General features: G+C 59.0%; 19 protein-coding genes and 2 pseudogenes. 12 read left to right on the forward strand and 9 right to left on the reverse strand.

The window, feature by feature from the left end; all coding sequences use genetic code 11:
• Nucleotide 1 precedes the first annotated feature (1 nt).
• The 9 genes from K328_RS27020 to K328_RS0116740 form a co-directional block, all read right to left on the reverse strand.
• Nucleotides 2-1,042 (reverse strand): c-type cytochrome, encoded by a 1,041-nt coding sequence (locus K328_RS27020; protein WP_028466949.1) that lies wholly within the window; start codon nucleotides 1,040-1,042, stop codon nucleotides 2-4.
• A complete protein-coding gene (gene soxC, locus K328_RS0116705; protein ID WP_028466950.1) occupies nucleotides 1,026-2,282 on the reverse strand; it encodes a sulfite dehydrogenase in 1,257 nt (418 codons plus the stop codon). Before soxC ends, K328_RS27020 begins: the two co-directional genes overlap by 17 nt.
• A 20-nt stretch (nucleotides 2,283-2,302) precedes the next feature.
• Complete coding sequence (gene soxB, locus K328_RS0116710; protein ID WP_028466951.1) at nucleotides 2,303-3,994, reverse strand: thiosulfohydrolase SoxB; 1,692 nt, start codon at nucleotides 3,992-3,994, stop codon at nucleotides 2,303-2,305.
• 143 nt (nucleotides 3,995-4,137) lie between these two features.
• Nucleotides 4,138-4,980: a sulfur oxidation c-type cytochrome SoxA gene (gene soxA, locus K328_RS0116715; RefSeq protein ID WP_028466952.1), complete on the reverse strand. Its 843-nt coding sequence runs from the start codon at nucleotides 4,978-4,980 to the stop codon at nucleotides 4,138-4,140.
• Nucleotides 4,981-5,005: 25 nt separating this feature from the next.
• Complete coding sequence (gene soxZ, locus K328_RS0116720) at nucleotides 5,006-5,335, reverse strand: thiosulfate oxidation carrier complex protein SoxZ (RefSeq protein ID WP_028466953.1); 330 nt, start codon at nucleotides 5,333-5,335, stop codon at nucleotides 5,006-5,008.
• Between the two features lie 19 nt (nucleotides 5,336-5,354).
• Entirely contained in the window at nucleotides 5,355-5,777 is a 423-nt protein-coding gene (gene soxY / locus K328_RS0116725; protein ID WP_028466954.1) for a thiosulfate oxidation carrier protein SoxY, read from the reverse strand.
• Between the two features lie 58 nt (nucleotides 5,778-5,835).
• On the reverse strand, nucleotides 5,836-6,294 hold the full coding sequence (gene soxX, locus K328_RS0116730) for a sulfur oxidation c-type cytochrome SoxX (RefSeq protein ID WP_028466955.1): 459 nt from the start codon (nucleotides 6,292-6,294) through the stop codon (nucleotides 5,836-5,838).
• Nucleotides 6,295-6,454: 160 nt separating this feature from the next.
• Nucleotides 6,455-7,021, reverse strand: a complete 567-nt coding sequence (locus K328_RS0116735) for a thioredoxin family protein (protein WP_028466956.1) — start codon at nucleotides 7,019-7,021, stop codon at nucleotides 6,455-6,457.
• An 11-nt stretch (nucleotides 7,022-7,032) separates the two neighbouring features.
• On the reverse strand, nucleotides 7,033-7,767 hold the full coding sequence (locus K328_RS0116740) for a cytochrome c biogenesis CcdA family protein (protein WP_028466957.1): 735 nt from the start codon (nucleotides 7,765-7,767) through the stop codon (nucleotides 7,033-7,035).
• A 134-nt stretch (nucleotides 7,768-7,901) separates the two neighbouring features.
• On the opposite strand from K328_RS0116740, the gene K328_RS24520 reads away from it, so the two are divergent.
• The 12 genes and pseudogenes from K328_RS24520 (at nucleotide 7,902) to K328_RS24540 (ending at nucleotide 22,878) form a co-directional block, all read left to right on the forward strand.
• A complete protein-coding gene (locus tag K328_RS24520; RefSeq protein ID WP_051285014.1) occupies nucleotides 7,902-8,270 on the forward strand; it encodes a thioredoxin domain-containing protein in 369 nt (122 codons plus the stop codon).
• A complete protein-coding gene (locus K328_RS0116750) occupies nucleotides 8,270-8,785 on the forward strand; it encodes a GlcG/HbpS family heme-binding protein (RefSeq protein ID WP_028466958.1) in 516 nt (171 codons plus the stop codon). Before K328_RS24520 ends, K328_RS0116750 begins: the two co-directional genes overlap by 1 nt.
• Before the next feature lie 24 nt (nucleotides 8,786-8,809).
• The gene (locus tag K328_RS0116755) at nucleotides 8,810-9,160 is read left to right on the forward strand and encodes an ArsR/SmtB family transcription factor (protein WP_028466959.1); all 351 of its coding nucleotides are present in this window, start codon (nucleotides 8,810-8,812) and stop codon (nucleotides 9,158-9,160) included.
• A gap of 50 nt (nucleotides 9,161-9,210) precedes the next feature.
• Entirely contained in the window at nucleotides 9,211-10,350 is a 1,140-nt protein-coding gene (locus K328_RS24525) for a YeeE/YedE family protein (RefSeq protein ID WP_205620694.1), read from the forward strand.
• A 267-nt stretch (nucleotides 10,351-10,617) separates the two neighbouring features.
• Nucleotides 10,618-11,019, forward strand: a pseudogene (locus tag K328_RS27195) (DEAD/DEAH box helicase); the annotation flags it as partial.
• Between the two features lie 33 nt (nucleotides 11,020-11,052).
• Nucleotides 11,053-12,432: a DEAD/DEAH box helicase gene (locus tag K328_RS0116765; RefSeq protein ID WP_245577577.1), complete on the forward strand. Its 1,380-nt coding sequence runs from the start codon at nucleotides 11,053-11,055 to the stop codon at nucleotides 12,430-12,432.
• 244 nt (nucleotides 12,433-12,676) lie between these two features.
• Nucleotides 12,677-13,819, forward strand: a pseudogene (locus K328_RS27200) (tyrosine-type recombinase/integrase).
• A gap of 812 nt (nucleotides 13,820-14,631) precedes the next feature.
• The gene (locus K328_RS0116775) at nucleotides 14,632-14,970 is read left to right on the forward strand and encodes a Nif11-like leader peptide family natural product precursor (RefSeq protein WP_028466961.1); all 339 of its coding nucleotides are present in this window, start codon (nucleotides 14,632-14,634) and stop codon (nucleotides 14,968-14,970) included.
• 243 nt (nucleotides 14,971-15,213) lie between these two features.
• The gene (locus K328_RS0116780) at nucleotides 15,214-16,287 is read left to right on the forward strand and encodes a helix-turn-helix domain-containing protein (RefSeq protein WP_051285015.1); all 1,074 of its coding nucleotides are present in this window, start codon (nucleotides 15,214-15,216) and stop codon (nucleotides 16,285-16,287) included.
• Nucleotides 16,288-16,590: 303 nt separating this feature from the next.
• Nucleotides 16,591-17,838, forward strand: coding sequence for an NHLP bacteriocin system secretion protein (locus K328_RS0116785; protein ID WP_028466963.1), 1,248 nt, complete (start codon nucleotides 16,591-16,593; stop codon nucleotides 17,836-17,838).
• Between the two features lie 3 nt (nucleotides 17,839-17,841).
• A complete protein-coding gene (locus tag K328_RS0116790) occupies nucleotides 17,842-20,001 on the forward strand; it encodes an NHLP family bacteriocin export ABC transporter peptidase/permease/ATPase subunit (RefSeq protein ID WP_028466964.1) in 2,160 nt (719 codons plus the stop codon).
• A 6-nt stretch (nucleotides 20,002-20,007) separates the two neighbouring features.
• Nucleotides 20,008-22,878, forward strand: a complete 2,871-nt coding sequence (locus tag K328_RS24540) for an NHLP bacteriocin export ABC transporter permease/ATPase subunit (RefSeq protein ID WP_051285016.1) — start codon at nucleotides 20,008-20,010, stop codon at nucleotides 22,876-22,878.
• Nucleotides 22,879-22,912 lie beyond the last annotated feature (34 nt).

Consider the following 22,912-nt stretch of genomic DNA (forward strand, 5'->3'; position numbering starts at 1 on the left):
CCTACTCGGTCATCGCCTTCAGGTAAGCGATGACAGCCGTGAGATCGTCTTCCTTCTTCAGACCGGCAAAGGCCATCTTGGTCCGCTTGATCATCGACTTGGGCTTGGCAAGGAAGGTCGCGAGCGTTTCTTCATCCCAGACCAACCCATCAGCGCCGGCTTTCTGCATATCCTTGGAGTATTTCTTGAAACCTTCCGCAGTACCAGCGGCTCGTCCAAAGATACCATTCAGGTGCGGGCCGATCTTGTGCTTGGCCTTATCGCCGACAGCATGGCACGCCTTGCATTTCTTGAAGACCTTCTCGCCGGCCTTGACCAGCGCCGGGTCCACTGCCGGAGCGGCGGCGACCTGGGTCGCTTCCTCTTTCGCGGCCTCATCGGTAGCCGGAGCGGCCATGGAATGCTTGGATGTCGGATCGTCCGGCGTGACGTCGACGACCTGCGCACGGGCGGTGATCTTCACCTCGGGCTTGCAGTCCGTCATGCAGGGAGCGCGGTTCTTCCAGACGGCGGTCTCCGTACGGTCGTCCGGATAGAAGCCTTCGGCATTCGGCATGGCGACTTCTGTGAAGTTCTCCCGGCTGAGCTCGAAATCATCATCAACCAGATCGTTCAGATAGAGCAGGTAAGCCGTAATCGAATAGGTCTCGTCAGCCGTCAGGGACTGCGCATCGCCGAACGGCATGGCCCGGTGAACATAATCCCAGACCGTCGAGAGATAGGGCCAGTAGGACCCGATCGTCTTGACCGGGCGAGCACTGGTCAGCGTGTCGATACCGCCGGCCAGCACCGGCCAGCGATCGACGGCCTCGCCGAAATCACCGTGGCAGGAGGCGCAACGTTCGGCAAAAATAGGCTCTCCGTCCGCTACCGAGCCGCTGCCTTCCGGCAGGCCGAGACCATCAGGGCGCACGTCGATGTCCCAGGCAGCTACCTCGTCCGGTGTCGCCGGACGGCCGAGGCCAGTCGGCTCCGCCATCGCGGTGGTACCCGTGAGGCCGACAGCGAATGTCAGGGCCGCCAGATTAAGAAATTTCGACATTCTCCGCCTCCCCGTTCGCATTGACATGCCAGGTCTGGATTCCATTGTTGTGGTAGATTGAATTCTCGCCACGGACGGCACGTAGCTCGTTCTTGGTCGGCTGCACGTAACCGGTGCTGTCGACGGCACGCGACTGCAGCAGCAGCGGGCTGCCGTCCCAATCGAACTCGTAATAGAAGCGGTGCATCGACTTGTCCCAGGACGGCCCGTCGATCCGCGCCTGATGCCAGTTGCGGCCGCCATCGGTGGTTACGTGCACTTCCTTTATGGTACCGCGCCCGGACCAGGCGACACCTGTAATGATGGTCTTGCCTTTGCCGTGCAGGATCGGCGCCTGCGGGCTCGGGTTTGTGATCACCGACTTGGCGTCCATCTCCCAGGTAAAGCGACGCGCTTTCCCGTTTGCCATGAGATCGGTGTATTTCGAGGTTTCCTCGCGATGGTGCCAAGGCATGTCGCCGACTTCGATGCGGCGCAGCCACTTCACCCACATATTGCCTTCCCAGCCCGGTACCACCAGACGCACCGGATAACCCTGTTCCGGCCGCAGCGCCTCGCCGTTCATGGCAAAGGCGACCAGACAGTCGTCGAGGGCCTTCTCGATCGGCACGGAGCGGGTCATGGCCGCTGCGTCCGCGCCTTCGGGCATGATCCATTTGGCGTTGGTCTTGAGGCCGGCTTCCTCGAGGATCGTCTTCAGCGGGATGCCGGTATAGATGACATTGTGGATCATGCCGTGGGTGAACTGACAGCCGTTCAGCTGCGCGCCGCGCCACTCCATGCCGCTGTTAGCCGCACACTCCAGGAAATAGGCGCGGTTCTCACGGGGGAAACGCTTCAGGTCCGCCATGGTGAAGACAAGCTCGCGCTCGACCAGTCCATTGATCATCAGCCGGTACTTGGCCGGATCAACCTCCGCGACGCCGCTGTGATGGCGCTCAAAGCAAAGGCCGTTCGGCGTGATCACGCCGTCGAGCTCGTGCAGAGGGGTGAAATTGATCGAGCTCACCGGGTCCGCGGTCAGCCAGGGAACGTTCCGGCGGCGAACATGGGCCTCATAGGGTGACGGCGTGCCGTAGGGCTTTACGTCAACGCCTTCGCCAAGCTCGTTTGCCCAGGGCTGAACCTCAAGGATCGCGGGATCGCCTGCGGCCAATGCCGGCGCCGCGGCGAGTGCGCCACCGGCAGCCAGGCCGCCCTTCAGGAAGGTTCTGCGTGAGGTTGGTGTCTTCTCAGTCATCTTTCCGTCTCCGGCCCGGTCTATCCGGCAGTTGTCTTCACGGCTGAATTCGGGGTGATCTCGATCCGTCCCTTGCGAGCGACATATTGCTCGACAAGGTCATAGATCGGCGGCCCCTCGGTACCCTCGTTTACCGACGCCCAGCCCGCGACCACGTAGGACTTGCCCGGGTCGATGGCCTCGCCGGTCTTTAGCAGGGTCATTCCTGATATACGGCTGCCGATCGGCTTGTTGACGTCGATCGAGTAGCCCATGCCGCCGACACGCACCATGTCGCCGCCCTGCTGATAGTAGGGGTCGGGATTGAACAGATTATCGGCGACATCCTCGAGGATGGTGTGGATCAGCTCGCCCGTCATCTCGCTGCGATAGACGTTGGGATAGGTCATCGCCGTCGCGCCATAAATGTCCTCGCGGGTGATGTCGTCGCCCGGCAGCAGGCTCGGCCCCCAGCGGAAGCCCGGCGAAAGCGCGATATCGGCTTCGCGTTCCTCCAGCAGGGCCTGGCAGATCAGGTCATCCCAGGTGCCGTTGAAATTCCCGCGCCGATACAGCAGTGATTCGGTCTGACCGATCACCTCGCCCAGCTCCGCCTTGAACGGGGCCCGCTGAGCATCGACCAGAGCGGTCATTTCAGGATCCGGTGCGATCACGTCCGAGAAGATCGGGATCAAGCGGAACTTGAAGCCCTTCACGCCACCGTCGCGGACATCAAGATCGAGCCGGGAGACGAACTTGCTGTGGGAGCCGGACGCAACAATCAGCGTATTGCCGACCTGGACCGGCTCCGGCAGGGCGTCATGCGTATGCCCCGACAGGATGACATCGATGCCCTCGACCTGGCTCGCCATCTTGCGGTCTACGTCGAACCCGTTATGGGACAGCACAACGACCAATTCGGCGCCATCACCGCGCACTTCCTCGACCACCTCGCGCATGCGCTGCTCGCGGATGCCGAAGGAAAGGTTCGGGAACATCCAGCCCGGATTGGCGATCGGCAGATACGGGAAGGCCTGACCGATGACGGCGATCTTGACGCCGCCGCGCTCAAAAATCTTGTGGGAGTCGTATGCCGGCTCGTTCCATTCACTGTCGAAGATGTTCGCGCCAAGGAAGGGGAACGGCAGTTCATCGACAATCTCGGTCACCCGGTCGATGCCGTAGGTGAACTCCCAGTGCGAGGTCATCGCATCCGGCTTCAGCGCGTTCATGACATTCACCATGTCCTGCCCCTGCGTGCGCAAGGCGGTCATGGAGCCGTGCCAGGTGTCGCCGCCGTCGAGGAACAGCGCGTCCGGCCGGTCGGCACGGATTGACTTCAGGACCGTGGAGATCCGGTCGAAGCCGCCGATCTGGCCATATTCACGGGCGAGGGCGACAAAATCCTCGGAGGTCAACGCGTAGGCCTCGGGTGTGCCGGCTTTCAGACCATACGCATCGAGAAACTTCTTGCCGGAAATGTGCGGCGGCAGGCCTGCAGACTCACCGACCCCGATATTGATCGACGGCTCACGAAACCAGACCGGCATGAGCTGGGCATGACAGTCAGTGAGGTGCACCAGGGTGACATTGCCGGTGGTCTCGAAGTCCAGCAGCTGATTCTGGGTAAGGCGCTGCTGTGCGGCGAGCTGGGCCCAGTTCCCGAAACCGCTCAGACCGACGATTGCAGAGGCGGCAAACGACGTCTGGAGGAAATCGCGGCGCGACAACATGACATGAGGCTCCTTCAGCAAGTCCCGTTTCGGGACACAATTCTCCCAGCTGAAACGCTCTGCATTTCAGGCAAAGGAGCAGATAAAGCGTTTAAACTCCGACCGTGTCCGGAGCCCTCGACGGACCCCGGACACGAACCGGATCAGTTACGCAGCGCCGGTGTTTCGACCGAGAGGCCTTCACCACGCGATGCAAGATAGAGTTCAAGGGCGGTAAACTCGTCTGAGCCGCGCTTGAATGGTGTTGCGCGGATATTGTCCATGCAACCTTTGAAACGGCGGTGGATCGAGCCCATGCCCTGCCACTTCAGACGGTAGACCGGGAAGCCGTTGATCTGCCCTTGGCTGAGATGGTCGGCCCGGATCATGTTGCCGTAATTGTTCTCGTGGCAATGGGCACACGACATGTCGAGCTGGCCGACGCGGGTGTAGTAAAGTTCCTCACCCCGCTTCCACCAGTCGGCGGCCGGACCGTCGACCTTCACCTTCACGGGCATGCCGCGGGATTGCAGGCCGATATAGGCAGTCATCGCCAGCATCTCCTGGCTTTCCCATTTCCACGGTTTGGCCTTCTGATGCTCTTCGCGGGACCAGTTGATGTGATCCTCAAGCGCGAACAGCGTCTTCTTGCCATCGTGCCATTTCGGCATTGAGGCCCGCAGACCCTTCATGCTTTCAGCGGCATCGCCGTGGCAGTCTGCGCAGGACTTTCCATCCGCACCGTCGGCGGTTTCCCACAACTCCGAGCCGTATTCGGCAAAGATCATTGCCGGGTTCTCGAAATCGTCGGTCTGCAGTTCCTGGGTTTCATCGTTACGGAACCGCCAGCCGGACAGGATTTCCGACAGGGGTGAGTCCGCCGGTGCGTCCAGCTTGGTGACAAAGGCCTGACCGTCAACCACCAGCTCGGCATCTTCGTTGGCCAACGCCACGTTAGCCGTGGCCGCGAAGAGTCCGATGACTCCCATTGCCAAGAGTTTTTTCATGCCATCCTCCCATGTCTCCGTTCGTTCACGCGACGGAGATCTTTTTCTCGATGTCGTAGACGGAACCGTCATCATCGGTCCATTCGAACCGCATGGTTCCGGATTCCGTCAGCTTGACCGAGAACTCGACATAGGGGTTCGCGGCGACGGCAGGTTCCATATCCATCCAGAACACGTCCGTGCCGTTATATTTGGCAACGAACTTGTTGATGATCTTGCGCGGGATCAACTTACCGGTCTTCCGGTCCTTGCGTTGACCCGACTCCATCGGATGGCTGATCAGGGTCTTGATCGTGATTGCCTCACCGGCCTTGGCCTTTTTAGGCACTTTCACGCGGGGTTTGATTTTCGCCATGATTCTGTTTCCTCCGTCCTCAGCCGCCGCAGCCGCCGATCGTTACCTTGACTTCGCGCCGGGCCATTTTCGTCGACCCGTCTGCCATTTTCGCCACCGCAACGATGTCCTGCGTGCCCGCGAGACGAATACGCGTGGAGGCGCGGCTCTCGGCACACATTTCGGTAAAGTGGAACGTTCCTACACCGGGGCTCGGATTGCCCGCAGCAAGGACCATGATTGACGTAGCGCCCGCAGCGGCCACTTCGATCGGTACGGTATTCCCGTTCTCGGCAATTTCCGGAGCGCCGATCTCAACACCACCTGTTTCCGGCATACCGCCGGCGAATTTCTTGATAGCCGCCTCTACCGCATCTTCACTTGCGTTAGCCGGCATCTGAATCAGGCCGACCGCGGCAAGTCCGGCGGCAAGCGCGAACATGTCACGCCTTGTCATCTCCATTGGGCATTCCTCCGTTTATCGTAGCGTCGCGGTGACACATAAGGTCCACCGCACGGCCTTATTCCTCTTTCAACGTCATCAGGTAAGCGACGACATCCTCAACCTGCTGAGCCGACAGAACCGTCTTGCCTGCGAATTTCTTGGCGACCCGATTGAGGCCGGCATCACGGTAGAAACCGGGCATGATGGTTTCCGGCGAAAGCGCTTCCTTGGAATTGACGACAATCGCCCGAAGCTCAGCGGCAGACCAGCGGCCAGCCACCCCGTCGAGAGGCGGCCCCACTTCACCATGATAGGGCTGATCGGCCAGATCGGAATTCACATGGCAGGCCAGGCAATTGCCGAGCTTGCGACCCATGAACCATTGACGTCCCTTGACGGGATCGCCCGGTTTGTCAGTCAGCGCCTGCGCGATCGCACCATCGACGATCTTCACATCCGCAGGCTTAACCGTCTCGGCCGAGACGCCCGAAATACCAAGCATCAACGCCAGCACGGTGGTGACAGCAATCCTCATCACCGGATCTCCTCCCATTTTTTTTGTCGGTACAGCGCTTTGGCTGACCTTTGAATTTAGGAAATCGTAAAACTCGCTTAGACGCAACAACAAATTCATATCTTTGAATTTGTTGTTGCGTTACAGGCATGTGCCTTCTTGAGGCATCATCCGGTCGTTCCTACTGCGTCTTCTGCTGTTCCAGGAAACGGCGGGCATGATACTTCTGAAAGTGCTCCTCGCCCTCGTAGCCTTTCTCCCGAATCCAGCCGAACATGTTCAACGTGGTCCATTTTCCAAAGGCCCCGGGCATCGTCGCGACTGCGGCTGCGCCGGCATTGCCGGTTTCGGGTACCTCCTCCGGCATGAAAAGGATCGTCGGCGTGAAAACCACGCCCCACCGTTTTGCCATATCCTTTTCAGGCAGGGCGGTGCCATCCAGGTCGGTCACCTCCTCGTCGCCGAAAAGATTGTACTGAACCACGACAAAGTTCGACTTGATGAACTCGACGACTTCCGGATCTGACAACGGCCCCTCATGCAGCTGCTTGCAGTAAATGCAACCGCGCTGCTCGAAGATCATGGCCAGCCGCTTACCCTGGCTTTCGGCGTCCGCGATATCCTCGGCCACATCCTTGAAAGAGACTGTAAACCAGGGCTTCTTGTGAAGACCGTCCTCACCGACCTCGGCCAATGCCGGGGGAATGATCAGCAAGGCTGCGAGAAGTCCAAAAATCACACGCGTCATGTCCTGTCTCCTCATCCGATGGTTCCGAATACCGGGAAAGTGTCGATCATCCACTGGGCAATAACGCCGACCGTGTTGGTGCCGATCAGGGCGGCAAAGACCAGCAGCGTGGCGCCAATGCCCTTCTCGACAACAGCAACGTAACGGCGGACCGATTTCATCCACTGCATGAAAGGCCCAAAAAAGAAGGCCGCGAGGATGAATGGCAAGGTCATGCCGATGCCATAGCCGAACAGCAGGAAAGCACCTTGCTGGACCGTTTCAGCGGCTCCCGCACTGAACAGGATCATCGCCAGAACCGGTCCGACGCAAGGGGTCCAGCCAAAAGCGAAGGCAAGCCCGACCAGATAGGGGCCGATCATCCCGGCCGGGGCCGCGACATCCATCCGGGCCTGCCTGTACAGCAGCGGTATTTTCACCCAGCCAAGGAAATGCAGTCCCATGGCGGCGATTACGATCGCTGCGCCATAGCGCAGAATGTCGAAATACTCGCGCAGCTGCTGTCCGAACGCCGACGCGCTGGCGCCGAGGCCGACAAACACCGTAATAACCCCGGCCGAGAACAGAATGGAGGAGAGCACAACCTTCCGGCGCGCGGCTCCGTCGCTTTCCCGCTCTTCGAGCTCGTTCATCGATACCCCGGCCATATAGCAGAGATAGAACGGGACGATTGGCAGGATGCATGGGGTCAGAAAAGATGCCAACCCGGCAACAAACGCGCCGCCAATCCCTATATCGAAGCCCATTTTGAGCCCATTTTCTTATCTTCCCCGAACGTTTCCTCGACCGTACTTGCGGTCAACATATTCTCACATTAGAATTTGTTATTATGTTCCATGCTCCGTTACGACAAAGCAAGAAATTGTTGGCGGCTGCCGCGATGGCGGTGCTTGCCATGAGTCTTGCCAGCCACACCGCACCGGCCGCCGCTGGCAACGAGCTGCTCATGGTTGAACAGACGGGCTGTGAATGGTGCGAGGCCTGGAATGAAGAAATCGGCGGAATCTATCATCTGACGGACGAGGGTAAACGCGCGCCGTTGCGCCGACAGGACCTGTTCGATACTTGGCCAGCCGACATAACGATCAAGGGATCGGTGCACTTCACGCCGACCTTCATTTTACTGGACAACGGAACGGAGACCGGCCGGATCGAAGGCTATCCGGGTGATGATTTCTTCTGGCCGATGCTCGTCCGGCTCCTCGACAAAAACAAGCGGACAAACCCGCTCAAGGAAGGAAACGACTGATGAAAAAGACCATTCTAGCATGTGCCGCCCTGGCCACCCTGCTGGCGCTCACACCGTTCCATCCGTCAAAAGCTCAGAACGCCGAAGCACTTGTCACCTACGAGTCGATGAAGCCCGAGGTCGCCCTCAATCTCGCGCAAGCCGCACTGAAGATTTGCGGTGAGGCCGGCTATCAGGTGGCTGTTGCCGTTGTCGACCGGACGGGCCTGACCCAGGTTCTCCTGCGAGACCGTTTCGCCGGGCCGCACACAGTATCAACAGCGACCCGCAAGGCCTGGACCGCAGTGAGTTTCCGCGCGTCGACTTTGGAATTGTCTTCCCTGGTACAGACCGATGCCGTGATGGCGCAGCTGCCCAATATCACCAACGCCCTCGTCCTCGGCGGCGGTGTCCCGGTCCTGGCCGCCGGCAAAATAATCGGCGGGATTGGGATCTCCGGCGCCCCCGGAGCCGATCTGGATGATGATTGTGCCCAAAAGGCTATTGAAACCATCCAGGATTTCCTAGATTTCTAACGCTGCCAACTCTGGAGCCGACCTATGCCCTTGCCTGTTTTGGACGAAACCGCGACCGACGCCGAGATCGACGCCATGATCGAGAACGCGACGCATGCGACCGAGTTCATGAAGGCGCTGGCACATGAAGGCCGGCTCCTCATTCTCTGCCAGCTGGCCACGGGTGAAAAATCCGTGACCGAGCTGGAGGAATTACTCTCCTCCCGGCAAGCCGCCGTTTCACAACAGCTCGCCCGGCTCCGGCTGGAAGGCTTGGTCAATCACCGTCGCGAAGGCAAGACCATCTATTACAGCCTGAAGGACGAAAGGGCGATCCGTATGATCGAGTTGCTCTACGACATGTTCTGCAAGGAAGAGCTCGTCCTCGAAGCCTAGATATTCGGGGGCGATGCGCCCCTTAAAAAGCTCGGGTCGACACCCAGCGCGTGACGCGCCACACTCCCCCGATGTTTGCACTCTCCGATACAGCCGCCGTGACCCTGATCGGCTTTGCGACCGGCGCTGTTCTGGGCCTTGCCGCCAGGATTCCGCGTTTCTGTACCCTCGGTGCGATCGAAGATGCGCTCTATGGCGGAAACCGCGACCGGATCATGATGTGGCCGATGGCGATAGGGGTCGCGGTCGCGGCAACGGCCGTGCTTGCGGCACTCGGGTGGGCAACGATCGAAAACTCCGCTTTTTTCAGGTTCGAATTCAGCCTCTCCGCATCCATCATCGGCGGCCTGATGTTCGGGATCGGCATGGCGCTCGCCGGGAATTGCGGTTTTGGTGCTCTGGCGCGTGTCGGCGGCGGCGATATCCGCTCGGTCCTGATCGTCCTGGTTATCGGCATCGCAGCCTATATGGCCGCAGTCGGCCCCCTGGCGGAACTCCGCACGACACTGTTTCCGCGGACCGAAGCAGCGCATCCGGGCTCCGGGTCCATTGCCGGTTTTATCGCGGAACACACCAGCATTTCAGCGCTCTACGTCGCGCTGGCCCTCGCCGTTCTGCTGATCGCGCCCGCACTCACCGACCCGCATTTCATCAGCAACCGCTCCGCCGTCATCTGGTCCGTCCTGATCGGACTGTCCTGCAGCGCAGCCTGGTGGGGCACCAGTTACGTCGCGCATACCGGGTTCGAGCATGTTCCTGTTGAATCCCACAGCTTCACGATGCCGCTCGGCGAAATCGTCCTGCAGGTCATGGGGGTTGGCGGTCATTTCGGCGGGTTCTCTGTTGGATCGGTTTCTGGCGTCCTGAGCGGCGCTCTGCTCGGCGCCCGCATACGGAAACAGTTCCACTGGGAAGCCTGCGACGACCCTGGCGAGCTGCGCCGCCAGATCTTCGGTGCGGTCCTTATGGGCTTTGGCGGCGTGATCGCGCTCGGCTGTTCCGTCGGACAGGGCCTTTCCGCGTTTTCCGTACTGGCTTGGAGCGCACCGGTGACCGCCGCATCCATCAGCGTCGGCGCCATTGTCGGATTGCGCTATCTGGTGGAAGGCAGCCGGATGACCGACGCCCTGTTACTCCCCTTCCAGACCCTTCTAGCCCTGTTCCGTCGCGGGCCGAGATCTCGCTCCTGAAATTCCTATATCCAGTGCCGCCACACCAATAAGCGGCGTCATTTCTCCGCTTCATATTTGAATTGTTAAAGATTTCCTCGTACCTATGCAGGTCGGCCCGACAAAACCGTTCGAATTCTGAACCTGAACGGCTCGGATCGGGAGCCCAGATGAAGCAAAGCGGACATTGCGGACATAGTCACGTGAGCCCCCCGGAAGCTGAGACGGGTTGGAATTAGCCAGACGGCACTGGCTAACCACTTATAAAAGAAAGAATAGTTTTAAGTCATGAAGCTCCGCCGCTGGCAGCAAAGTGTTATCGACGACTTCCAGTCCATACGCGAAAGCTACAAACGATTTGTTCTCAAAGCTCCGACCGGGGCTGGGAAAACGGTTCTTGCCCGGGAAATCATCGACAGGTTCTACGATGGCAAGAAAGTCATCATTCTCTGTCACCGGCTGGTTTTGCTGGACCAGCTTCAAGCGGCCTTGACGAGAGGACGTCGCGTTAAAACACTGAAGGTCTCGGATAAAGGGGAGGCTTTCGACGATTACGATGTCCTGCTCTCCACCAGCATGCGGGCGCGGGAAGTGCTCGAAGACGCGATCCCGAAAGCAGACCTGATCATCGTGGATGAGGCCCACCGCGTCTCGCCGAACGGCAGCGGGTACAAGCGCATCATTGATCTGTTCCGCGAGAAGGGGAAAGCCGGCGCTCATTTCATGGGCCTGACGGCATCGCCCGAGCGACGGACTGGCGATCAGCGCGACCAGTTGAGCGCGGCTTTTGACGCCATTATCGACTGTGCCGATATTCGGGACCTGATTGCGGAAGGTATCCTGGTGCAACCGAGATACCGGCCGCACTTCGTTCATGACCTCAATCTGGACGGTATCGAAGTCAGCTCCGGCGAGTATCCCGTATCCCGGCTGACGGACGAAATCATCAGATCGTCGATGCTCGATTACGCCACGCAGGCCTACCTGGAAGAGCGGGAGAAGATTCATCCACTTCCGATCTCAGCTTGGTTTTGCCCTGATATAAAAGTTGCCGAATTTACCGAAGAGCGGCTCCGCACCATCGGAATCAAGACGGCCATTATAACGGCGGGAACACCTTTGACGGAACGGCGCCGCATCCTTGCGGCGCATGACAAGGGTGAAATCGAGGCCCTCATTTCTGTCGGCGTGCTGATCGAAGGATGGGATAATCCCGAGTGCAATATCATTGTCCATATGCGGCCGACGCTCTCAAAGGTCTTGTGGGGCCAGTCGATAGGGCGCGGACTTCGGTCTTCCCCGAGCAAGACCGAATGTGTCGTCATCGATGTCAGCTCGAACTGGACGACTTTCGGCCCGGTCGAAAACTTGAAATGGACTCTCTGGAGCCCTCCCCGGTCATTCCTGCAGTTTCAAAACCGGTTTAACTGGATTGGCCAGCAACAGGACGATGAGGACAATCCGGAAACCTATCTGCTCTGCAAGAACGAGACGGCCCAGGGGAAGTCATGCTCCCACATCTATAAGAAAGGCCGTTTTGAGGGCGACACCTGCCCTGCCTGCAACAAGTATGCAGCCGTCGATATCTATAAAGCGCAAAAACTGGATTTAACGCTTAACGACAACAAGTTGCATCGCATTTTCTTTTCCAAAGTGCCGGAAATCTATGAAACCCTGAACACCTCAATCTGGGGAACCCTTGAGGGCAGCGCTTGGCGCACGGCAAACGAGAGGGAGATGGTCTATCTCGTCTTTTGCCTAGCCTTCGTTAAGTCATCCCCCGACGTTGCCAGCACCGAGGGACTCTATTGGGAAGACACTCTCAGGACAGAAGCGGAAATACGCCGCGAATTGATTGATAATAAACGCTTTGTTACCAAGAAAATGGAGTTCGAGCTAAGCTGGCTGGCAGATGGTCTGGATACACGCCGTCATGTGCGCACCCTGCAAGCCGACTATGGCGTCTCGATCATGGGACCAATCCTGAACGACTTCTCCCGAGCCGAATGCGAGGCTAAATACCAGCGCGCGATAAAAATCACGGAACGGATTGTCACTCTTGGATGTTCTGCGAAGGACGATCTGCCGTACTTCGTTGCATAGCGTGTCGCCTTACTGGCCGGAACGGTTCCGACTGAACCGCGCCCCTAACTCATGAAAGTTCTAGAAGAAATGGTAGCGGAGGAGGCTACAAACCCCCTGTCTCATAGAATTTCAGATGGCTCCAATATCATTCTGATAACACTATAGTTTCCGAAACGCTATTTCATGTTGTCTCTTAATATGTCCCCACATCGCAGTTTTCGTGTTGGGTCTAATGTTGGGAAATTATGTGGGGATAAGGGTCATGAACCGCCTCACCGCCAAGACGGTCAAGTCCCTGAAAGATCCGGGTCTCTTCGGTGACGGCACTGCCCTTTATCTGCGCATCAGCCCCAAGGGCGGCAAGTCCTGGATCCTGCGCACTGTCGTGCATGGCCGCCGCCGTGACATCGGCCTCGGGTCGGCCGGGCTTGTTTCTCTTGCCGAGGCACGAGAACTCGCGATCGATTACAGACGCATTGCGCGGAACGGCGGCGACCCACTCGCCGAGAAGCGACGGAAGACAGTCCGGTTCAGCGACGCCATGAAGACGGTCCAAGAGAACCACCGTGGCGCATGGTCGAGCGAGAAGCATGCCGAGAAGTGGATCGCCTCTCTCCAGCGCTATGCCGAGCCGACTTTGGGTGACATGCCGCTCGAGAAGATTGGCATCAGCGACGTGCTGTAGGTCTTGACGCCTATCTGGACCGAGAAACACGATACGGCGAAACGCGTGAAGCAGCGCCTTTCGACCATCTTCGACTGGGCCAAGGGCGCCGGTTATTACCACAGCGAAAACCCCACAAACGGGATCGAGCGCTTTCTTCCCGCCGTGAAGCGCAGCGTCGAGCACATGCGCGCCCTGCCCTGGCGCGAGCTGCCAACCCTCATGAAGCAGCTTTCGAAGCGTGAAGGTATCTCGGCCCGGACACTCGAATTCCTGATTCTGACCGTGACGCGGTCTGGAGAGGCGCGCGGTGCAAGGTGGAGCGAAATCCAGGACGGCCTCTGGGTGATCCCGAAGGAGCGTATGAAAGCCGACAAACCACATCGGGTTCCTCTCACAGGAAAGGCTCTAGACGTTCTGGAAGCTTTACGGGGGCTTGACGATAACCTGATTTTTCCAAGCAACCGGCGGGACAGGAATGGACACACGAAGCCGCAGTCCGATCAGGTATTCGTCGCACTTCAGAAACGCATGAAGCGGACGGACTTCACCATCCACGGCCTGAGAAGTACCTTCCGCGACTGGTGCAGCGAATATGCACATGCAGAGCGGGGAGTTGCCGAGGCAGCGCTTGCTCATGCATTCGGCGACAAGGTGGAACGGGCATATGCTCGGTCTGACATGTTCGACCGACGACGGGAGCTCATGAAGCGCTGGGGACAATTTTGCCTAGGGAAATAGGCTCCACTGGTTATTCGTCTCCCAGACGTGAAGCCTCCCTGTTCAACTTGACAGGAACCTAAGCGTTCTCGGCAAGTTTTCTTTTCCAATTAGCTACTCAGGTCCCACCCAGGTCCACAAGTCGCACCACTACCTTTCTCTTTTGACGCCATCGATAGGGGGGTAGGCCTTGGGGCTATCGATCAGTAGGTTCGGCTTCGCGGGCCTTCGCGGTGCAGCGAGCCCCTTCAAACGCTCGGTCGCGCCACTCACCTCGACGCCACATGGCTTCAGCGTATTGAACGATAAAATCCGGTAAGCGTTTGATCGAGATACAGTTTTCTGTTAGGCAACGTCTTTGCCGGTTGCAAGAATTGACGGCTTTGGGTGGGAAACAGTCCCTCGAGAATATCAATCCATGAACGACGAGAGCCACCAATCCCTCCCAAACACCGATTTCCCAGTCGCGCCATTATATCGATAGATGCGTGGCTTTGTTGGCATGCATGTCCCGGCCTACTTTAACTTGAAGCCCACCTTCAAAGGTTGGGTAGTGCATCCTAATCATTTGGATGAGAATTGGTCTGCTGCGGAGAGACTCAAGCGCCCGGTGCTGCAGGCTGTTCAGGAAACCGCCGGTAATACGGCCGAGGGTACCCTGCATCTCAATTGACCGGCAGCGTGTTCTATGCAGACGCGCTGAAAATGGATGTTCAGCATGGTACCGCGAACATCCGGTAAGGTGCGCGCTAATGGAGCCGGTACATTGAAGGACAGAATAAGACGGTCATAATACCCTGTTGTAACTCGAACGGGCGGTGTTGAGGGGGGCTATGAAACAGAAAATGATCGCGCGGCCTTTGGCGAACTTTCTCAATCGTGTCTCCATTGACCGCGAAGTGAAACAGAAACTCCTCGTTATTCTTGATCGCTCGAAGTTCGCTTGCGACATCACGGCATTCGCCAACGAGCTTGGCTATATATTCTCAGAATCTGATCTGCACGATGCATTGGGTGCGATTTTATCGCCGCGGTCCAATGCTTACGAAGCTGATCTATCGGATGAGGCTCTTGACGGAGTTGTCGGCGGCGGAACGCTTGTAGCCTTTCCGGCCGATCTGCATGCCGCTTTTGGTGATCTGCAGTTCGGGACTTCTTTGTCCAGCTCGTGACTGGTGCAAAATCATACCGGCATTTGGGATCTTTCTCTTATCTCGACGATCTTTGCCGTATGTCCAATATACCGTGCAGGGCTATCAGATCGGGAATAATTTCGTATGAAAAAAGTAGATGTGATAATATTTTATCCAATAATATGATTAAAATCATACTTGTTTGGTCTCAATTTAAGGTTTGCAGTCAGTTTTGTTGTATCTGATTAAACCTTTCTCGAGTCACCTCAGCGGGGGCAAAAGATGACTCATGGCGCATTCATAGAAGACGATAGCGCAGCGACGCAGCCGGTGCCGAATGCGGTGTTTCATCTTGACGATGTTGCCGGAAAAGAGCGCTACGATCTCTGGAAAGACAGCATCGCCTGCATCTTTGATGTAGATAGCGAGAAAGACGTGCGGGATGAGTCTTTCACCGCTCAGGTAGATGCAAACATGTTCGGTCCGGTCATGGTGGCCCGGACCCAATCTCTGGGACAGAGCTGGAAACGAACACCGTCCATCATGGCCCGAGATGGGATGGATCATTACATGGTTCAACTCTATGAGCGGGGCCAGATGCAATGGGAAGACAATACCGGACTGCGGGAGCTTCCGGAAAAAGGACTGGTCATCTTCGATCTGGCGCAGGAGATGGCATCAAGAACCAACGACTTCGCAAATATTTCACTGATTATTCCAAGGGACATGCTCGAAGGTGCGCTCAAATCCCAGAATGATCAGCATCTCCGGACCTTGTCCGGGGAAGAACCGATGGTGAAACTGTTACGCGACCACATGATGTCGTTGAAGGCGCTGGCCAGTCAGATGAGCCATCGACAGGCAATCGAGATCGCCCCGGCGACGGTCGGCCTCACTGCAGCCTGCCTGAATGCCGCTATTGATCAGGAAGCTCCAAACCAGACGGCGGGCGTCGCCATAGCGCAACTGACTATGATCCGACGCTTTATCGAAGCCAATCTCTCCGAATCTGACCTTTCGGCGGAATGGATCGCCAAGCGCGTCGGAGCCTCGCGTTCAAAACTGTATCAGCTTTTCGATGTGTTTGGCGGAGTCGGCGCCTATATCCGGGATCGCCGTCTCCGGCGAGCGTTGCTGGCCTTGACCGATGAGCGGTCGAAACACCGGCCGATCTATGACATTGCGCTGGCTTCTGGCTACACCAGCGATGCAGCCTTCAGCAGGGCTTTCCGGACACGCTATGGCATTGCTCCGCGAGATGTCCGGAACAAAAAATGGCAGGCCGAGAGCATGCATCGGTTTACCGATGAACTTGACCGCCGGTATGAGCGTTGGTTGCATCATCTGTCTGTCTAGACCCATCACTCCCTAAACCCTTGCCCCAATCGTCCACCGGCGCCGTTCATCACGGCGCCGGTTTTGTTTTCTCCCGCATTCCCATCCAGACCGTTCATCCGGCCTGGCCGGTTCCAGACTCCCGATCCATTCGGCAAATGATTCGGAACACCTAGCAAACACCCTCGGACCAACTGCAAGAAATGCCGAACGTTCGGACAAGTGGCGTCGATTTGCGCCGTCATACTTCCTTCCAGATTCGAGTGCGGGAATGTTGTCCGAAAATGGATGGCCTTCCGCGCAAACAGAAGTGTCGGAGGAAGCATGTCCATTTTTCGCGAGAAGGCTCTCAAGCGACTATCGTCGCCAGAGAATCTGGACGAAGCGCTGGTTGCTGCCTCTCCTTTTCACTGGGTGGCCTATGCCGCGGCCGCGCTGCTGGTCGGCATCACTGTTGCCTGGGGGTTCTTGGGTGAGGTCCCCACTCGCGTTAATGCGGACGGCATTCTGCTGCACCGGGACAGTGAGGTTTTTTCCGCTTCGGCCGAAGGCAGCGGCGAGCTGATCGAGATTCGCGTTCGCCTCGGTGACCATGTCGAGGCGGGAGAGACCGTTGCGGTTCTCGACCAGGACGTGGATGTACTCCGCCTGGAAACTGCCAGGGACAAACTGTCCAGCGCGGAGGCTCGGCGGGAGGCCGATCTGGTTGCCCAGGACGAGGATGTGGCTCTCAGGGCGTCGCTGACCCGGAAGGAGCGGGCGTCTCTGCAGGAAAAGATCACGAATGCCCGCGCCCGGCTCGTCAACCTGGAGGCGCTTGTTGCCGATATGCGGCGTTTGCTCGACCGGGGCTTCATTGAGCGCTCGCGGCTGCTTGCCCGTGAAAACGAACAGATCCAGGTCCGGGAAATGATCGCAGACCTGAAGAATGCACTGGTCAAGCTGGAAGTACAGGACCGCGAACGGGCCGAATACTGGAAGGACCGGATGCAGGCCTCCGACAAGGAGATAGAGGCCTATGAGGACGAGATCGATAATATTCGGGAGCATTTACGCCGGATTCGCACCGTGGATGCGCCAATCTCAGGCACGGTGACGGAGATCTCCGCAAGCCTCGGAGATGTGGTGGCGGCGGGTAAGCCGGTGGTTCGCATCGTGTCCGAAGCCTCGGAAATGGATGCCTTGCTCTTTGTTCCGCCGGCGGACGGAAAACTGATCAAGTCGGGCATGACGGCAAATGTCGAGCCGACGGTCGCGAAGAAGGAAGAGTTCGGCACCATCGTCTCCACAGTGCGGAGTGTCTCCGACCTGCCGATGTCCGCCTCGGCGATCCAGGCCATGTTGCATAACGAAAAGCTGGTCCAGCGCTTCACCTCGAAAGGGTCGCCCGTGGCCATCCGCGCCGACCTGAATGAGGTTGCGGGTGAGACAGAGCGCTTTCTCTGGACCGGTGGCGCCGGGCCCGATTTCGATGTCGAACAGGGCACTCTGATCGCGGCGACCATCACTGTGCGCCGGCAACGTCCGGTCACATTGATCCTTCCATTCCTCAAATCATTCGTCGGGCTCTGAGACGTGGCAGAGCAGATGAAAATCGCCAACCGGCGCGTTAAAACCCCGACTGTCCTGCAGATGGAGGCGGTCGAGTGCGGCGCCGCGGCATTGGGCATTATCCTTGCGCATCACGGTAAATGGCGGCCGCTTGAAGAGCTGCGTACCGAGTGCGGTGTCTCGCGAGATGGCTCGAAGGCGAAGAACATCTTGTATGGCGCCCGGCGCTTTGGATTGGAAGCCAAGGGGCGCAAGGCGCAGGTGTCGACCGCGCTGAACACGCAATTTCCCTTCATCGCATTCTGGAACTTCAACCACTTCCTCGTCGTCGAGGGCTACCGCAACGGCATCGTTTATCTGAACGATCCGGCGACCGGGCCGCGCACGGTGACGCTGGAGGATTTCGACAATGCCTTCACCGGCGTGATTCTGGTCTTCGAAAAGGGCGCGGATTTTACCCGAGATCCGAAGCCGCCGGGGGTGATCTCCCGATTGTTGCCCCGGACGCGTCCCATCCGCACAGCTATCGTTCTTTCTATCCTGATCAGTCTCACGCTGGTGATCCCGGGGCTTGTCGTCCCCGGTTTCTCGAAGGTGTTCGTCGACGAGGTGCTGATCAACAGCAAGGATGACTGGCTCGTTCCGCTGCTCTTCTTCATGGCGGGCTCGGTCGTCGTCACTGCGAGCCTTACCTGGCTGTCACAGGCAGTTTTACTCCGTACGGAGTCGAAGCTCGCGCTTGTGGCTTCAGCGCAGTTCGTCTGGCATTTGCTGCGCCTGCCCGTCGACTTTTTCAATCAGCGTCATCCGGGCGATATCTCAAACCGGATCGATGCCAATGACCGGATCGCCGCCTCCATCGCCGGCGATCTCGGGGAAAGCATCGTCAGCGTGATCCGTGTGGGTTTCTACGGCGCTGTCATGCTGTTTTTCGACTGGATCCTGGCACTCGCGGCCATGTCTCTGTCGCTGATCAACATCCTGGTTTTTCAGCTGCTGATGCGCCGCAGGGCGGATGCGAGCCTGCGGGTGCAGCAGGAATTTGGCCAATTCCAATCCGCGTCGGTTACCGGCATTCAGGCGATCGAGACACTGAAGGCGACCGGAACGGACGATGACTATTTTGAACGCTGGGCCGGATTTCAGGCGAAGAACCTCAACAACCAGCGCCGGCTTGGACTCTACGGCATCGTCGCCAACGCGTTTCCCCCATTGCTCGACGGGCTGACCATCGCTGTTGTTCTGGGCCTCGGCGGCTATCGCATCATGCAGGGTGAAATGACCATTGGTACGCTGGTTGCCTTCCAGGCTCTGATCCAGAATTTCTCCGGTCCGATCAATGCGCTGGTGGCGGCTGGTGGCGCCATTCAGGAATTGAACGCCGATCTGATCCGGACCGACGACGTGGTCAAGCAGGCCCAAGACCGGCGCTATGCGGAGCGTCCCGAGGGCGGTCCCGCCCGGCTCAGCGGGCGCATCGAGTTGCGCAATGTCACTTTCGGCTACAGCCGGCTTGAGCCGCCGCTGATCGAAAACTTCAACCTGACTATCCAATCCGGCGCCCGCGTGGCTCTGGTCGGCGGCTCCGGAAGCGGCAAATCGACAATCGCCAAACTGATGACCGGACTCTACCGGCCCTGGTCGGGTGAGATCCTCTATGACGGGGTGCCGCTGGACAGTCTGCCGGTAAGCACGCTCACCCAGTCGATCGCGTCGGTGAGCCAGGAGATCATCCTGTTCGGCGGCACGGTCCGCGACAATTTGAGTGCCTGGGACGACCACATGCCAGCGGAAGACATGCTCGGCGCGCTCGGCGATGCCCGAATCCTGGATGTGATTTCCAGCCGTGGCGGCGCCCTGGAGGCCGAGGTCGATGAGGGTGGCGGGAATTTCAGCGGCGGCCAGGCGCAGCGTATTGAAATTGCCAGAGCTCTTTCCGGAGACCCCTCGATCCTGATCCTGGACGAGGCGACGAGTGCCCTGGATGCCACGACGGAAGGAGATATCGACGTCGCCATCCGCCGGCGCGGCTGTACCTGCGTCATCGTTGCTCACCGACTCTCTACGATCCGGGATGCGGACGAAATCGTCGTGCTGAATTTCGGCGAGGTCGTTGAGCGGGGCACCCACGAAGAGCTGGTGGCCGCGGGTGGCCCCTACGCTCAGCTGATCGCGCAGGGGTAGGCCGACATGAGTATCGCAGAAGAGATCAAGAACATGGGCGAGCTTGCCCGGATCAGTGGCCGGGACAGGCTGGTCATTGATGTTGAGCATCGGGTTCTGGCTATCGAACAGGGCGCAGCGAACCTGTTTGTGCAGCTCATCTCCGAAGACGGTGAACCGCTCGGCGCCCGGCGCATGGTGGCGACACTGGAAGAAGGCGCGATGCTGCCGCTGCCGGACAGTGCGTTCAAGGGAATGCGTCTACTGCTGGTCGGTGTCGGAGATGCATCGGTCCGATTGTTCTCCGGAGAGCAGCGGAGCCAGCTCCTGGACAGACCGCAAGAACTGAGCGCCGCTTTCGAAAGCGGGCTCGGAGATTTCCTGCACCATATGGTGCACGGTGACCGGTCCGCGCATTCAGCTTATGCCATTGCCGTCGGCGAGACGGCCACTCTTGCCGCTGACGGAACTGTCTCAGCCGCGCGGGCACTCTGGATCGCGTTCGAGACGGCTGACGGGGAAGATGATGCATCGGCAGTGACTGTCGATCTCGTCGGCCCCGGCCGGGCCGTGAACGTTCCGGCCGGGGCCGAAATTCAGGCGTTTGGCACAGGAGATGCCGTCCATCGTTTCGGATGGGAGCCGGTCGACCGCTGGATGACCAAGGCGGTGATAGACGTTGCCCTGGCACTTTTCGAGGTGTCTCAGGACAGGGAAGCACGCCAGGCCCGCCGTCTGGAAGATGACGCCGAACAGCTCTCAAATGCGCTGGGGCGGCTTCCCGCCATCGTGAATTCGGCGCCGGATAGTACCGTGCGGGCTCTCCGTGGAGGCACGGTACCGCCAGTGGTCTCCGCGCTTGCAATGGTCTGTGAGGCTCAGCGCATCGAGTTCGAGGCGCCGATGGAGATGCCGGACGAGCCGGATAGCCAGATCATGCTGCAGGATGTCCTCCGCCGGGCCAATCTGCGTTTTCGCAAGATTGTGCTGACAGACGGATGGTGGCGCCGGGAAGGCAGTGATGCCGTCGGGTTCGATGCCGAAACCGGTGAGCCGTGCGCTATTCTGCGCACCGGAGCGGGCCGGTTTGAGCGGATTGACCCTGACGGTAAAACGAAGGTCCGGATATCTGCGCGCATTGCGGAGCGGATGCATGACGAGGCATTCACCGTTTTCAAACCGTTGCCGTTCCGCAAGCTCAAGGCCATGGACCTTGTGCGTCACGTCCTGAGCGGGCGCGCCCGTTTCGACATGCGCTGGGCGGCGGCGCTGGCAATCCTTACCGCCTTGCTGGCACTGCTGCCGCCGATGCTGACCGGCACGTTGCTGAACGAGGTCGTGCCGTTCTCGGAAACAGGGACGCTGGTGCATCTGGCTCTCGGTCTCGGCTTTGTCGCGCTTGGCAGTGCCCTGTTCCAGCTTGTCCGGTCGATTGCTCTGCTGCGGGTGGAGGCCTTTGCGGACGGCGCCCTGCAGGCCGCGGTCTGGGACCGGATGCTACGGCTGCCACTGACATTCTTCCGGCGCTACGAGATCGGGGATCTGCTGATCAAGGCCATGGGGCCGACCCAGTTGCGTCAGGCGGTCTCCGATACGGCATTGAGCTCGGCGCTCTCGGCGATTTTCTCCGTCGTCAATTTCGTATTGATGATGACCTATGATTCGACGCTTGCCGGCGCGGCGTTCCTGTTCACCCTGGTGACCAGTCTCGTTTTGCTCGGCCTTAGCCGCCTGCAGCTCCGGTTCGAACGGGTTCAACTCAAGGCCGACGCGGCGGTTTCCAGCTTCGTCATCCAGATCCTGGTCGGTATCCAGAAGATCCGGCTGATGGGGGCCGAGGACAGGGCCTTTGCGCGCTGGGTTCACAAATTCTCCGATCAGCGCCAGCACACGGTACGAGCGGCGCGGATCGGCAATGCCATTCAGACTCTCAGCTCGATCCTTCCGGTGCTCGCCAGCATCATGTTCTTCTACCTGGTCGGTACCGGCGAGAACCGACTCTCGGTCGGCAGTTTCGTCGCCTTCAACGCGGCATTCGGTGGCTTCCACGGCGCGCTTCTCGGGCTCGTGAGCGCAGTCTCCACCTCCCTGTCGGCGATCCCGATCTACGAAAACATGAAGCCGATCATGGATGAGCAACCGGAACTCGACCCGGAACGTAAACCCGCGCCTGTTCTGGACGGGGGCATCCATCTCAGCAATGTGTCGTTTCGCTACGATGCCGACGGTCCGCTGATCCTGGACGGGGTGGACCTGGATATCGGGGCCGGTCAATTCGCCGCTTTCGTCGGCCCGTCAGGCTCCGGAAAGTCGACCATTTTCCGGCTGCTGCTGGGTTTCGAGACACCGGAGCAGGGGACGGTCGGCTATGACGGCCTGGATCTCTCCCGACTCGATCTGAAGACGGTGCGGCGCCAGATCGGCGTGGTGTTGCAACGTGGCGCCATCCTGCCCGGTTCGATCTTCGAGAACATTGTTGGTTCAGCCCCTCTCAGCCAGGAGGAAGCGTGGGAAGCGGCCCGCATGGCAGGCTTCGATGAGGATGTCCAGCATATGCCGATGGGCATGCACACGGTCCTCACGGAAGGCGGCAGCACGCTTTCGGGTGGCCAGCGCCAGCGGCTGATGATTGCCCGTGCCGTGGTGCGGCAACCGAGAATTTTGCTGATGGACGAGGCCACCAGCGCCCTTGACAACCGCACCCAGGCCATCGTCTCGGAGAGTCTGGCTCATCTTAACGCCACCCGGGTGGTGATCGCTCACCGCCTCAGCACCGTTGTGAATGCGGACCGGATCTTCGTCGTCGTCGCCGGCCGGATTGTCCAGGCGGGAACCTATGAAGAGCTGATGCAGGTCGAAGGTCCGTTCCGCGACTTGGCGCAGCGCCAGATCGCCTGACAGGGGGGCATATGAAGTCTCAAAGGAGTTACGC

Source organism: Nisaea denitrificans DSM 18348 (assembly GCF_000426505.1).
Classification (GTDB): Bacteria; Pseudomonadota; Alphaproteobacteria; order Thalassobaculales; family Thalassobaculaceae; genus Nisaea; species Nisaea denitrificans.